We start from the raw sequence: 13,087 nt of genomic DNA, 5'->3' as shown, positions 1-13,087 counted from the left end.
ACTTTTCAATCTTTAGAGAGATGCTTTAAATAGCCAAATTCCAGGATTCTGAGCTAATGAGTTAGGTAATTGCCATAGGTACAAACATACATAAATACTAAGAGTTGCTTCTCAAGAAAATCTTAATTCCCCAAATTTAAACCTTAGAAGAAGGAAATACAATGTTCCAAAGTACGGAAATCATGCTGGGACTCTACAAACCACTATTGTGGTTGGCACAGCTTTCAGGAGAATCCTCAAACGTCACGCCAGCACAGGCATCGGTTCTCACTTCTGGGCCGCGCTTTTTTGTGGCTTTAATCTCCGGCGTGATTTTAGCCTTTGCTTTCCAATTAGTTCTAACTAATCTTTCCCTTGCAGCCGGTATTTCCTACCTGGGGCACTCATCTGACTCAGATTCAGATAATGGGGAAGCGGAAAGTTTGGGCGGTAACATTCGCAAAATTGGCACCGCAGTGGGTCTTTGGACATTAGTCACTGTGACGATCGCCTTATTAATTGCTTGTTTTCTGGCGGTTAAATTGAGCTTGGTAATCTTAGACCCAGCATTGGGAGCGATTCTCGGTTTGGTGATTTGGGGTGCTTACTTTTTGCTCCTCGTTTGGGTAAGTTCCACCACCGTAGGTTCCTTAATTGGTTCAGTCGTCAATACGGCAACTTCCGGTTTTCAGGCGATTATGGGCACAGCCACCGCCGCACTAGGCGCAAAGGCTGTGAATAACCAAGTTGTAGCGACAGCTGAAGCCGCCGCCGCCGCCGTCCGCCGAGAACTAGGAAGCGCCATCGACCCTGGAAGTATCCGCGAGAATATAGAAGATTACTTAGAAAAGATACGTCCTCCAGAGCTAGATTTGTCAAAGATTCGGAGTGACTTTGAAAATTTACTCAACGATCCGCAATTAAAAGCGATCGCAGGGACTCCAGATATTCGCAACATCGACCGCCAGAAGTTTATCGAGTTAGTCAGCAGCCGCACCGACCTTTCCAAAAAAGACGTTAGCCGGATTGCTGATACGTTGTATAAAGTTTGGCAGCAAGTTGTGAGTCAGCAATCACCCACCCAAGACCGCCTGGGTGAGTTGATGGATTATCTGAAATCACTTCCAGCAGGACAAAACAAAACAGATGAACTCAACGCCAAACTGGATCGGTTATTAGCAGAACAGAGTAGTTCCAAAGAAGCTGACCAAAAAGCAGCCCCTAGCGCAACGCAAAGTACAATCCAGCAAGCACTATCCGCCTTAACCGCCACTGTGTTGGGACGGGCAGATTTGCCTGATTTGGATGTGGAAAAAATCTTGCGTAGTCTCACCACCGCCAAAGATAAAGTTACCCAACAAGCAGATAAGCTAGGGTTGCCAACACCATCAGAACCTTATAGCCCAATTCGGGCTGATGTCGAAAACTACCTGCACAACACTTATGCTTGGCAACTAAGCCCAGAAAGAATCGCTCAGGAATTTCGTGATGTTCTCTATGACCCAGCAGCTGACCCTGGAATAGTCCGCAGAGAACTAGAACGACTATCCCGCAACGATTTCGTTAATATCCTACAACAACGCGGACTCCTTACCCAAGCCCAAATTCAGCGCATTGCAGATCAGTTAGAAGCTGTCCGCAAAGATGTGCTAGTGATAGTTACAGGTATTGAAGAAAGAGAGATAGTCCAAGACTTGCAACGGGCAGTTGAAAGTTATCTGCTGGTTACTCCGAAAGCAGAATTGACAGTACAAGGCATTGAGCAGAATTTCAAACCACTGTTGCAAGACTCAGATGCAGATTATGAAACTCTGACATTGCGACTAGCCCACCTTGATCGTCAGGAAATGCGGTCGATATTGCTGCAACGTAATGATGTCCAGCTATATGAAGTAGACAGCATTCTCGAAGAGTTGGAAAAACAACGCGATCGCGTCTTGGTAGAATCCAAAGGGCTAGCAGAACAGGCGCAATATCAAGCAGAAACCCTGTGGCTGAATGTAGAATCATATCTGCGTAATACAGGAAAATCAGAACTGAATCCTGATGCCATCCGCGCAGAATTAAAAAGATTACTAGAAGATCCCCAAGCTGGAATTAGCTCAATTCGGGCGCGGTTGTCTCGCTTTGACCGCGATACCTTGGTGCAATTGTTGAGTCAACGGCAAGATTTGAGTGAAGATCAAGTTAATCAAATCATCAATACTGCTGAGGAGTCGTGGCATAGTGTTCGCCATGCACCCCAAGCTGTAGTCGATAAAGCCAAAGAGCAATACGACTCTGTTACTACCACGATCGCAGATTATCTGCGAAATACTGGTAAAGAAGAATTGAACCCAGAAGGTATCGGGCGAGATTTGACCAGATTGTTTGAAAATCCCCAAGAGGGAGCCGTAGCATTGCGCCGTCGGTTGTCGCAGGTAGACCGGGATACACTGGTGAAGTTACTCAGTCAACGTAAAGACTTGAGTGAAGAACAAGTCAATGAAATCATTGATTCCACGCAAACTTCGATTCGTAACTTTGTGCGTGCGCCTCGTCGTTTAGCTACCCGCACACAGCAAAGAGCCGCAACATTTAAAACTTATGTAGAAGAGTATCTGCGTCAAACTGGCAAGGAAGAACTTAATCCTGAAGGTATTAAACGCGACTTACAACTACTGTTGCACGATCCGCGAGTTGGGGTAGAAAGTTTTAGCGATCGCCTTTCCCATTTTGACCGTTCTACGATCATCGCCCTGCTGAAAATTCGGGAAGATATGTCCGATGAAGAAGCGGCGCGGATTGCGGATAATATTGTGTCTGTAAGGGAGCAATTTGTAGAACAAGTGCGGAATATCCAACGAGGCATTCAAGATGCGATTGACGGGGTTTTTGCCCGGATTCGTAACTATCTCAACTCCTTGGATCGCCCGGAACTTAACTACGATAATATCAAGCGCGATGTTCGCACATTTTTTGACGATCCCCAAGCAGGGTTTGATGCTCTGCGCGATCGCCTATCTTCTTTTGACCGTGATACCCTGGTAGCAATAATGAGTTCTCGTGAGGACATCTCTGAGGAAGATGCCAACCGGATTATTGACCAAATTGAACGGGCCCGCAACACAGTATTGCAACGTGCAGAACGCATACAGCATGAAGCTCAACGCCGCCTAGAACAGGTGAAGCATCAAGCACAGCGACAAGCAGAAGAAACCCGCAAAGCCGCAGCGACAGCAGCTTGGTGGCTGTTTGCCACAGCAAGCGTATCTGCGGTTTTCTCTGCATTAGGAGGAGTAATCGCTGTAGTTACGCAGTAGTTTAACAAGATTGTTAACAAGTTTTCTCCGCTAAATTTTAAGCCTCCTGTTATGGGAGGCTTTTTTATATTTGGAATGTTATTAGTAATTACGAATTGTTTAATTCTCCTTAGACACCACAGATTTCAATACTTGTCGGGTTTTGGGGAAAAGGGGAAGGGAAAGGGGAAAGAAAAAATCTTTAACCTAAACCCAGTAACCTTTTCCCGAAACCCAATTCCGAGTTAAAAATCCTTAACCGAGCAGTATTGCCACAGATTTCGTCTTATACCAATTTTACATATACAAACCTGGAAACCTATATAAAATAAGGCTTTTTTAATTAGTATAACTATGCCTTTAAATATAATCATATATGAATATTATTTACTGCTCTAACATCAGGAATTAGATGGGTGAAAATAGATATTTAATAATGCTTTAATATTATTAAATGGATTGCAATTTAATCTAATAATCTATATAATTTATAAAACCTCCCGTAGCAATAATGGCAAAATTATTAGGTTAGAGTTCCTGCTCGTTATGTGAATGTAAGAGTTTAATATCTAAATAGAGGTTAACAGCCCTACTACAGTTGTTAGCCTCTATTAGCTAGTTTGTTGCTAAAGAAGACTTACAAAGTAAATAAAAGTATCTCGCATAAGTCAATTGAATTAACATGAATATATATCAAAGTTCTCAGAATTTAAAAAAGCTTCTAATAGTTCTACTTGGAATTAGTTTATTGACAGCTTGCGATTCCATTCAGGCTGAACAAAAAAGTATAACTAAAGCAAAAATCTTGAGTGGTGATAATTATGGAGAACTAAATGACCAAGGAAAGTTACGTACTTACTATTTGTACACTCCAAAATCTTATAATCCAGACCGCCTAATGCCGTTAGTTTTAGTATTTCATGGAGATGATGGTAATGGTCGGTCTATCAGTAATGTGACTCGCTTCAATGAATTAGCAGATAAAAAAGGATTTATTGTTGTTTATCCAGATGGAATTGACCAAAAATGGAGCCTTAGAGGTAACGCTCAAGGAAGGGTGGATGATGTTTCGTTTGTTAATGCTTTGATTAATCATCTTCAGCAGCAAATCAATATTGATAGCCATAAAATTTATGCCACTGGTTTTTCTAGAGGTGCAATACTTACCCAGGCACTGGCTTGTAAGTTACCTGATAAAATTTCTGGTTTTGCATCAGTAGCTGGTTCACTACCAGTTAGACTCAAATCTAATTGCCAGCCTCGAACTTCTATATCGATGTTAACGATCAATGGTACAAAAGATCGCGATGTCCTTTATGAAGGTGACGATCACACTCAACGAGGAGCGCTGCTTTCTATCTCAGATATGGTAGATTTTTGGCGATCGCATGATCAATGTACTTCATCAAATGAATCTCCTAACTTTTCTCAAGATAAAGTAAAAACCGCTATCTACACAGGTTGTACTGGCAACTCAGAAGTATGGCAGCTAGCGGTAATAAACGGCGGACATTTCTGGCCTGGTGGTTTTTCAACTGACAAGAACGTAAACAAATTCAATGCAAACCTGGGGCTGAACGCCAGTGAAACAATTTGGAACTTTTTTCAAAGTCACAGTTAGTACGATACCGTTAAACACCGTTTTTCTTAAACCACGCCAAAAGACGTTTCCAACCGTCCTTAGCATCTTTTTCGCGGTAAGAGGGGCGATAATCGGCAAAAAAAGCGTGGGGTGCATCGGGGTAGACGATGATTTCAGATTTGCTGCTGCTAGACTTTAAGCGATCGCGCATCTGTTCTACTGTATCAAGAGTAATACCTGTATCCTTCCCACCGTAGAGTCCGAGAACGGGGACTGTCAGTTTTGATGCAATATCGACGGGATACTGGGGCTGAAGTTCGGTAGCATCGCCCACAAGTCGGCCGTACCACGCCACACCAGCCTTCACCTTGGGATTGTGTGCGGCATATAACCAGGTAATGCGGCCACCCCAACAGAAGCCTGTAATCCCCAATTTATCGCCATTACCTTTAGCTGATTTCACAGCCCAGTTTACTGTAGCATCAAGATCGGATAACACTTGAGCATCTGGCACTTTGGCGACAATTGGGCGAATTTCGTTTATGTTGCTTAACTTAGTCACATCGCCTTGACGGATGAATAATTCGGGTGCGATCGCTAAATACCCCAACTTGGCAAAGCGACGGGTGATATCCTGAATATGCTCGTGTACTCCAAATATTTCCTGAATTACTAGGACGATAGGGAAGTTGTCGCCAGTAGCAGGTGCTGCTCTATATGCAGGAATTTCGCCATCTTTAACAGGAATTTTCACCGCACCAGCTACCAACCCCTTGGCATCGGTGGTGATAACTTCGGCAGAAATGGGTTGTACTGCGAGGGCAAAACCCGTCGCCACGGTGGCTGTTGCGATAAATTTGCGGCGTGTTATTTCTTTCATCATCTCTACTTTACAATTGGCGAAAACTTTATTGTTGCTTATCCGTACAGTACTACAATGTATAGACTACGGTTTAGCAATCAGTTTACCGTAATATTAGCTTCATTTGGTACCTCAGTTTTCGCCTGTATAGAAATAGCGATCGCTATCAAAACATAAGCATTAATTAAAGCTTAAGCTGCCTTGAAGAATGAAACACGGTTAAGATATTTACCTGATCATCGCTGACTAAATATACGATTCAGTAACTACCAAAGATAATCTCTCGAATATCCTCTTGAGCGATTTCTGGCACTACACGCCCTGATAGCGGAAACTGTTGTAGACGTTCTACAGATTGAAATACCCTGTCTACAAATACCTGGGCAAAACTTGGTGCATCCCGTGCAATAAAATCGCCAATTGCTTCTAAATCAGTTAAGGCTTGACTTGTCCATTACTTGTGCCATGTCTTAATCTGCTTTTTGGCTTCTGGATGTGAGATGGTATTACCAGTCTCAACTTCCTTTAAACCTCGATCAACTTTGTACAGGAAATAAAGACGTTCCATTACTTCGTCAAAAGTAACGTCTTGGGGCATTTCCTCTACTGCTTTGAGGACTTGATATTTTACAGTAGTATCTGCTGTCATTTGTATTTCCTTTAAGAGATGATGGTGCTAATTTGAATTTAACACTTGGTATCACCGCCGAACAAAGAACAGATATTTATTTTTCCCGATTTATCCAATCTTCACCACCAGCTAACTGACTGAGATAATCATCCATAATCGCTGGTAATTCCTTTGGCGAATAAGTATATGTTAAAGCCAGTAAACTAGTAGCTGTAGTTAAAATCTGGTTTTTATCTAGCATTGCAGACAACTGAGAGCGAGTAAATTTGCCATTCATCACTTCCTCGCTAGCATCAGCGATCGCATCCTCAATAATTTCCTCTTCTATCAAATTTCCCCATTCATCTAAATTAATGTAGTAAGATGTTTTATTATCTTTGATATTCACTTCTTTAATTTCGCGGATGGCGTTGCGAATAGAAGCAGCCCAAGAATTTGTTAATCTCTGTTCTAGTTTATTCTTAATCAAATGAATCAGCAAAATTCTTAAAAACGATTTAATCTGTCGCAAAATTGCCTTTTTACTCATCCCCTCTAATTCATCTACAATTGCCAAAGCATCTGCATAACGTCCTTCCAAAATACTGTTTTTGAGGTCTATTAGTTCCTGGGTCATTTTTTTATCGCCTACCTGCTTTCCAATCTTCTCCACCGACTAGCTGAGTTAAATTTTCAGCCACAACTGCGGGTAACTCCTTAGCTGAATAGGAATAAGTTAGCGCCAAAAACTTCAACGCAGTCTGAATAATTTGGTTCCTATCCACTATTTCAGCCAGTTGAAATTGATTATATCCTCCATTCATTACTTCATCGCTGGCATCAGCGATCGCATCTTCAATCACTTCCTCTTCTATCAAAGTCTCCCACTCATCTAAATTAATATAGTAATATTTTTTATTATCTTTGATATTTAGCTTTTTAATTTCTCTGATTGAATTACGAATAGAATTTGCCCAGGAACCAGTTAATCGTTGTTCTACTTGGTTTTTAATCAAATGAATCAACAGAATGTTTAAATAAGCTTGGATATTCCGCAGAATAGCTTGTTTACTCATGCCTTCTAATTCATCTACAATTGCCAAGGCATCTGCATAACGTCCTTCCAAAATACTCTTTTTGAGGTCTATAAGTTCCTGTGTCATTTTTTATCGCCTACCTGCTTTCCAATCTTCTCCACCGGTTAGCTGAGTTAAATTTTCAGCCAAAACTGCCGATAACTCCTTGGCTGAATAAGAATAAGTTAGCGCCAACAACTTCAAAGCAGTCTGAATTATCTGGTTCCTATCCACCATTTCAGTAAGTTGGAATTCATTGTACATTCCATTCAAAACTTCCACACTGGCATCACGCACTGCTATTTCTATTTCATCTTCAATATAAGTATCCCATTCGGTTAAATTGATATAATAGGATTTTTTATTGTCTTTGAGATTGAGTTTCTTAATTTCTATAAGTGAATTACGAATAGAAGCAACCCAAGAATTGGTTAATCGCTGCTCTAGTTGGTTCTTAATCAAATGAATCAGTAAAATCCTTAAATAAGCTTGGATATTCCGCAGAATAGCTTGTTTACTCATCCCCTCTAATTCATCAACAATTACCAAGGCATCTGCGTAACGTCCTTCCAAAATACTCTTTTTGAGGTCTATTAGTTCCTGCGTCATTTTTTCACTGCTTACCTGCTTAAGTGCTATATAACAATCACTCATACTTTATTAATAGCAAAGTCTCTTAGCTGCCATTAATAAAGCAGTATTGTTTACTTCTTGGCCTGTATCACTTGCAAACTACCACCTGCATATAAAGTTGGCTCACCCACATTAAACCCAGTCTGAGTTAACAATCCAGGTAAATCAGTTTTCAACAATTGCCAAGCTGTTTCCGTTTCAAACAATAACAAAAACACTGATACCCCAGGCCAAAATATCGGATTTGTAGGAGCATGAAAATCTATCAGTGTAAACACTCCTCCTGGCTTCAATACCCGATAAACTTCACTAATAATTTTTCGCAATTGCTCAGGCTGCATCTCGTGTAATGCAACGCTGGTATGCACCACATCAAATAGATTATCTGCAAATGGCATCTTCTCGGCAAAAGCTTCTAGATAGCAAGCTTGAGGTACATTTTCCCGCGCCCGTTGCAAAGACTTGGGTGAAGCGTCCAATCCTGTTACATTTTGTGAAAGTTTTACTAAAAATTGCGTCGTTTGACCACTGCCGCAACATAAATCTAAGACCTGAGAATCTGAGTGAATTGTTAAGCCTTGCAAAGCAAGTTGTCGAAAACGGGCTTCACCACCTACACTTAAGGCTGCTAAACGAGAGATACCATCATATAGCCACTGATAACGGTAACTCCAATCTCTTAAAATTGTAGCCATTGCATATTTCCTTGCTATTAAGCTTTATATTTAATAAAGATATATTGTTAACATTAGTAAAAAACCTGAAAAGATTGGGGGAAAGTAACTGCTATGGGTCGTGTAGGCGTCTTATTACTCAATCTCGGTGGCCCCGATAAGCTAGAGGATGTCGGGCCGTTTTTGTACAACCTATTTTCCGATCCGGAAATTATTCGCCTACCATTTCGCTGGTTGCAAAAGCCCCTAGCCTGGTTTATTGCCTCGCGGCGAACCAGAACATCTCAAGAAAATTATAAGCAAATTGGTGGTGGTTCTCCACTGCGGCGGATCACAGAAGCGCAAGGCGAAGCTTTAAAAGAACAGTTGAGTCATTTAGGGCAAGAAGCCAATATCTACGTGGGAATGCGTTATTGGAATCCCTATACAGAAGAGGCGATCGCACAGATTACCCAAGATAATATAGAACACCTGGTAATATTACCACTATATCCCCAGTTTTCTATTAGTACGAGTGGTTCTAGCTTCCGGCTTTTAGAAAAACTTTGGCAAGAAGACCCAAAGCTTCAACCCATTGATTACACCGTCATTCCTTCCTGGTACAAAGAACCAGGCTACCTGCAAGCAATGGCGGAACTCATAGCCCAAGAATTAGAACAGTTTCCTAACCCAGATGAGGTTCATATATTCTTCAGCGCTCACGGCGTTCCTAAAAGCTACGTTGAAGAGGCTGGCGACCCTTACCAGCAAGAAATTGAGGAATGTACTGCTTTGATTATGCAGACCCTCAATCGACCCAATGTCCACACCTTAGCTTACCAAAGTCGCGTCGGCCCAGTAGAATGGCTCCAACCTTATACTGAGGATGCCCTCAAAGAATTAGGTGCAAAGGGCGTGAAAGATTTGGTTGTCGTGCCAATCAGTTTTGTCTCAGAGCATATTGAGACACTGCAAGAAATTGATATTGAATATCGGGAAGTAGCAGAAGAAGCAGGAATTCACAATTTCCGTCGTGTTCCTGCTCCCAATACCCATCCAGTATTTATTAATGCACTTGCAGACTTGGTGATTAATGCGCTGAAAAACCCCAGTTTCAAGCTTTCGCAAGCTGCCCAAATGAAAAAAAGGGTGAAAATGTACCCCCAAGAGCGTTGGGAATGGGGTCTGACTACTAGCGCTGAAGTATGGAATGGTCGGATTGCCATGTTGGGCTTTATCGCCTTAATCATCGAATTGATTACCGGTCATGGCTTCTTGCACATGATTGGACTTTTGCAGTAAAGGGCATTGGGCATTGGGTATTGGACATTGGGTATTGGAAAACTCTTCTTCCTCTTCTTTTGTTCCAACGTTTGTGTATCTTCTCTTTTAGGAAAAATTCTCTACCACTTTGGAGGTAGCGTAGCCTCATCTAAGCCTGATATTTAAACTTTGCCCCATGCCCCATGCCCCATGCCCCATGCCCTATGCCCTTTTGTGATACCAGTCATACCACTGCTTCGCGCTACGAACTGCAAACCAGAGCAGTATTAAAGCAATTAATCCTCCTTGCCAGGGAGCATCAAAAGCAAAAAGTACTAGAGCAATACACAAGATATCTTGAAGAAAGACTGCCCACAAGGGTAAACCACGTAACCGATAGAACCAACCAACTTGAACTAGTTGGAGTACCAAAGCTAACAAACCCCCAATACAGGCAATCAGCCAGCTTGGCGCTGCTGTTGCACTAGCTACTGCTAACCCCATAATTGCCCCCACGAGGGGAGACATGAATAATTGAACTAGTTGTAGCAATCTTTGCCCCCATAGCTTTTTTGAGGCTAGTAATTCAACTAAAGACCAACAGCTAAGGCAAGCTAACAATATTGGTGGAGAAATGTGAGATAAAATCGGAACTTGTGACCACAAGCTACTACCCTGCAACAATCCAATGATTAGCAAAGGTATACCTATTCTCATTCCTGCTGCCGCAGAGGCTGAAAGTGTGGCTAGGATTTCAATCATTTAGGCACTCGAAGCACTAATAAATAAGTAGTATCATGTTCGTTTAATTACTTATTAATCTCTAAGAACCCCACCCCGCCAAAGCTGCGCTTTGTCTCCCCTCCCCGCAGCCGGGGAGGGGTTGGAGGTGGGGTGCGATGAGTTGGGGAATCACAACTAATTATGCAAACATGATGTAAAGGTGTGTTATTTATACTACCCATTAATGGCAAAAATTCCAGCACCAAATTAACAGTTTTCAGTAATGTAATACTAAAGATTTTTGGTATTTTTATATATTCTTTTTTGAAAAAGTTTGTGTATTTTTTGAGTAACAGGTTAGTAGTAAGCGCTTCAGCGCTCACTACAAGTAAATTAATCCTAAATTCCCAGTCGTCGGTAAATCTCTTCTAAATGGTTCAGATGCTGCTGGGGGTCAAAACAGACTTCTAGTTCTGCTGGGGACAATTTTTCGGTAACGCGAGGATCTTTGCTAATCAAGTCCTGGAAATTACCTTCTGGCTTGTTCCAAGCGGCGTGAGCGCTTTCTTGAACGATCGCATACGCTTCTTCTCGGCTGCTTCCCTTGTCTATCAAGGCTAGCAGGACTTTTTGGCTGAACACAACGCCGCCGTAGCAGTTGAGATTTCGTTTCATGTTTTCAGGATAGACCAACAGGTTTTTCACCAAGTCGGTTATTTCTAAAAGCATAAAGTGCGTCAAAGTGCAAGCATCTGGCAAAATTACCCGTTCTACAGAACTATGGGAAATATCCCTTTCATGCCAAAGTGCGACGTTTTCCAAAGCTGCACCAGCATGGCTTCTGACAAGTCGCGCCATTCCCGTCAGCCGTTCCGAACGGATGGGATTGCGCTTGTGTGGCATTGCCGAGGAGCCTTTTTGACCTTTGGAGAAAAATTCTTCAACTTCCAAAACGTCTGTTTTTTGCAGATTGCGAATTTCTACAGCAAAACGTTCGATGGATGCTGCTACCAAAGCTAATTGTTGCACATAGTCGGCATGGCGATCGCGGGAAATAACTTGCGTTGAGGCCGTATCAGGTTTGAGTCCGAGTTTTTGGCAAGCGATCGCTTCTACACGCGGTTCAACATTCGCATAAGTTCCCACCGCACCAGAAATCTTACCCACAGCGATCGTTTCGTGGAGAATTTTCAGGCGTTCTTGATGACGCAACACTTCAGCTAACCAGCCAGCTAGCTTGAAACCAAAAGTGATCGGTTCAGCATGAATACCATGCGATCGGCCAGCCATCACTGTATGACGATGTTCCCGTGCTTTTTCGCGAATTACCTGAATTAAATCTTCCAGACGTTGCAATAATATATCCAGGCTGGCAACCAATTGCAGTGCTAAAGCTGTATCCAAAACATCCGAACTAGTTAAACCCAGGTGAATGTAGCGTCCTGCATCACCAACATATTCGTTGACATTTGTCAAGAAAGCAATAACATCGTGGCGGACTACAGCCTCAATTTCCAACACTCGCTTTGGATCAAAATCTGCCTTGGCCTTAATTTCCTCAACCGCCTCAGATGGAATGTAACCTAGTTCAGCTTGAGCCTCGCAAACAGCAATTTCAACTTGCAGCCAAGTTTTTAGCTTATAGGCTTCACTCCACAGATTAGCCATTTCGGGTAAAGTATAACGCTCAATCACAGTTCGGCACAGAATACAACCGTCATATTTTACAGTTTAATTAATGTAGATCGCTTTTTAGTACTGCTTTTTGCTCAGGGACAGTACTACTTTTGGAGTCGAAGGTGATGATACTAATCCTGCCGTCAGCCTCCATATATGCAAACTTCACATCTGCTAAAAATTTCACACCTTGCTGGCGTAACTTGCTCATCAATTCATCGTCTGTAATTAACTCTCGTTGTAAATGACGCTCAATCATCCGACCATTTTTTACAAGAACTTAGCGGGAGCGTGAAAGCCCCTGAGAAGTAGCAACGTAGTTGCGTCCTTCGTGCAACAGATGCGGGGATGAAACGCGACTCGGCAGGTTTTAACCTGCCGTATCTCCTTCAAGTTTTAGGCTATCAATCCAATCTTCTATTAAAGCAGTGATAGTTCTATCTTTTTGAGCAGCATATAAATAGAGCTTATTTCTTCTACGCTCAGATAAACGTATTGTTAATGTTTTTGTTTTCATGTTGCACATACATTGTTAGTATTTAGTGTTAGTATATCTTAAGGAGGTAAAAACAATGTATGGTTGTCAGCAAAATCTAGTTAATCCAAATAATGAACTTAGAGCAGTACTTGAGTTTATTTGCTCTGAGTCCCATAAGTTTAGGACTTACGCAAAAATTGCTAAAAAGCTTAATTTCTCGAACCGCCAAGACGCCAAGAGCGCCAAGAATTCGTAGAGTGTGCGTAAGTC

Annotated in this window: 12 protein-coding genes and 2 pseudogenes; 3 read left to right on the top strand and 11 right to left on the bottom strand. The window is 42.0% G+C overall.

Translation table 11 applies throughout. The features are described from left to right. Positions 1-161: 161 nt before the first annotated feature. Together CDC33_RS07145 and CDC33_RS07140 are read left to right on the top strand one after the other, a co-directional pair. Positions 162-3,281, top strand: a complete 3,120-nt coding sequence (locus tag CDC33_RS07145; RefSeq protein ID WP_109007896.1) for a hypothetical protein — start codon at positions 162-164, stop codon at positions 3,279-3,281. A 727-nt stretch (positions 3,282-4,008) separates the two neighbouring features. Next, positions 4,009-4,881 (top strand): extracellular catalytic domain type 1 short-chain-length polyhydroxyalkanoate depolymerase, encoded by an 873-nt coding sequence (locus CDC33_RS07140; protein ID WP_219930002.1) that lies wholly within the window; start codon positions 4,009-4,011, stop codon positions 4,879-4,881. A gap of 10 nt (positions 4,882-4,891) precedes the next feature. Here the strand turns inward: CDC33_RS07140 and CDC33_RS07135 are convergent, their stop codons facing one another. The 7 genes and pseudogenes from CDC33_RS07135 to CDC33_RS07105 form a co-directional block, all read right to left on the bottom strand. Then, positions 4,892-5,722, bottom strand: coding sequence for a dienelactone hydrolase family protein (locus CDC33_RS07135; protein ID WP_109007894.1), 831 nt, complete (start codon positions 5,720-5,722; stop codon positions 4,892-4,894). A 241-nt stretch (positions 5,723-5,963) separates the two neighbouring features. Next, a pseudogene (locus tag CDC33_RS07130) lies at positions 5,964-6,146 on the bottom strand (type II toxin-antitoxin system RelE/ParE family toxin); the annotation flags it as partial. Between the two features lie 12 nt (positions 6,147-6,158). Beyond that, entirely contained in the window at positions 6,159-6,353 is a 195-nt protein-coding gene (locus tag CDC33_RS07125; protein ID WP_109007893.1) for a hypothetical protein, read from the bottom strand. Between the two features lie 76 nt (positions 6,354-6,429). After that, positions 6,430-6,951 carry a DUF29 family protein gene (locus tag CDC33_RS07120; RefSeq protein WP_109007892.1) on the bottom strand — a complete coding sequence of 174 codons (522 nt, stop codon included), beginning with the start codon at positions 6,949-6,951 and terminating at the stop codon, positions 6,430-6,432. A 4-nt stretch (positions 6,952-6,955) separates the two neighbouring features. Further along, positions 6,956-7,477, bottom strand: a complete 522-nt coding sequence (locus CDC33_RS07115; protein WP_109007891.1) for a DUF29 family protein — start codon at positions 7,475-7,477, stop codon at positions 6,956-6,958. A gap of 3 nt (positions 7,478-7,480) precedes the next feature. Next, the gene (locus CDC33_RS07110; protein WP_109012479.1) at positions 7,481-7,999 is read right to left on the bottom strand and encodes a DUF29 family protein; all 519 of its coding nucleotides are present in this window, start codon (positions 7,997-7,999) and stop codon (positions 7,481-7,483) included. 95 nt (positions 8,000-8,094) lie between these two features. After that, positions 8,095-8,718, bottom strand: a complete 624-nt coding sequence (locus tag CDC33_RS07105) for a class I SAM-dependent methyltransferase (protein ID WP_109007890.1) — start codon at positions 8,716-8,718, stop codon at positions 8,095-8,097. A 93-nt stretch (positions 8,719-8,811) separates the two neighbouring features. Between CDC33_RS07105 and hemH the strand changes: the two genes are divergently transcribed. After that, positions 8,812-9,978 carry a ferrochelatase gene (hemH, locus tag CDC33_RS07100; RefSeq protein WP_109007889.1) on the top strand — a complete coding sequence of 389 codons (1,167 nt, stop codon included), beginning with the start codon at positions 8,812-8,814 and terminating at the stop codon, positions 9,976-9,978. 183 nt (positions 9,979-10,161) lie between these two features. On the opposite strand, the gene CDC33_RS07095 is transcribed toward hemH, so the two are convergent. The 4 genes and pseudogenes from CDC33_RS07095 to CDC33_RS38410 form a co-directional block, all read right to left on the bottom strand. Then, positions 10,162-10,701: a DUF4126 domain-containing protein gene (locus CDC33_RS07095; RefSeq protein WP_109007888.1), complete on the bottom strand. Its 540-nt coding sequence runs from the start codon at positions 10,699-10,701 to the stop codon at positions 10,162-10,164. Positions 10,702-11,061: 360 nt separating this feature from the next. After that, the gene (purB, locus tag CDC33_RS07085) at positions 11,062-12,357 is read right to left on the bottom strand and encodes an adenylosuccinate lyase (RefSeq protein ID WP_109007886.1); all 1,296 of its coding nucleotides are present in this window, start codon (positions 12,355-12,357) and stop codon (positions 11,062-11,064) included. A gap of 40 nt (positions 12,358-12,397) precedes the next feature. Continuing rightward, positions 12,398-12,619 (bottom strand): annotated as a pseudogene (locus CDC33_RS07080) (YetF domain-containing protein); the annotation flags it as partial. 90 nt (positions 12,620-12,709) lie between these two features. Next, a complete protein-coding gene (locus CDC33_RS38410) occupies positions 12,710-12,856 on the bottom strand; it encodes a hypothetical protein (RefSeq protein ID WP_181373919.1) in 147 nt (48 codons plus the stop codon). Between the last annotated feature and the right edge of the window lie 231 nt (positions 12,857-13,087).

The sequence above is a fragment of the Nostoc commune NIES-4072 genome (assembly GCF_003113895.1).
GTDB lineage: Bacteria > Cyanobacteriota > Cyanobacteriia > Cyanobacteriales > Nostocaceae > Nostoc > Nostoc commune.
The sequence above is the reverse complement of the archived record's forward strand: the minus strand, read 5'-3'. Positions and strand labels throughout refer to the sequence as shown.

Coding starts and splice junctions, on each gene's coding strand:
- CDC33_RS07110 (WP_109012479.1), bottom strand. CDS start 7,999: ATGACGCAGGAACTAATAGACCTCAAAAAGAGTATTTTGGAAGGACGT.
- CDC33_RS07125 (WP_109007893.1), bottom strand. CDS start 6,353: ATGACAGCAGATACTACTGTAAAATATCAAGTCCTCAAAGCAGTAGAG.
- CDC33_RS07115 (WP_109007891.1), bottom strand. CDS start 7,477: ATGACACAGGAACTTATAGACCTCAAAAAGAGTATTTTGGAAGGACGT.
- CDC33_RS38410 (WP_181373919.1), bottom strand. CDS start 12,856: ATGAAAACAAAAACATTAACAATACGTTTATCTGAGCGTAGAAGAAAT.
- CDC33_RS07095 (WP_109007888.1), bottom strand. CDS start 10,701: ATGATTGAAATCCTAGCCACACTTTCAGCCTCTGCGGCAGCAGGAATG.
- CDC33_RS07120 (WP_109007892.1), bottom strand. CDS start 6,951: ATGACCCAGGAACTAATAGACCTCAAAAACAGTATTTTGGAAGGACGT.
- hemH (WP_109007889.1), top strand. CDS start 8,812: ATGGGTCGTGTAGGCGTCTTATTACTCAATCTCGGTGGCCCCGATAAG.
- CDC33_RS07105 (WP_109007890.1), bottom strand. CDS start 8,718: ATGGCTACAATTTTAAGAGATTGGAGTTACCGTTATCAGTGGCTATAT.
- CDC33_RS07135 (WP_109007894.1), bottom strand. CDS start 5,722: ATGAAAGAAATAACACGCCGCAAATTTATCGCAACAGCCACCGTGGCG.
- CDC33_RS07145 (WP_109007896.1), top strand. CDS start 162: ATGTTCCAAAGTACGGAAATCATGCTGGGACTCTACAAACCACTATTG.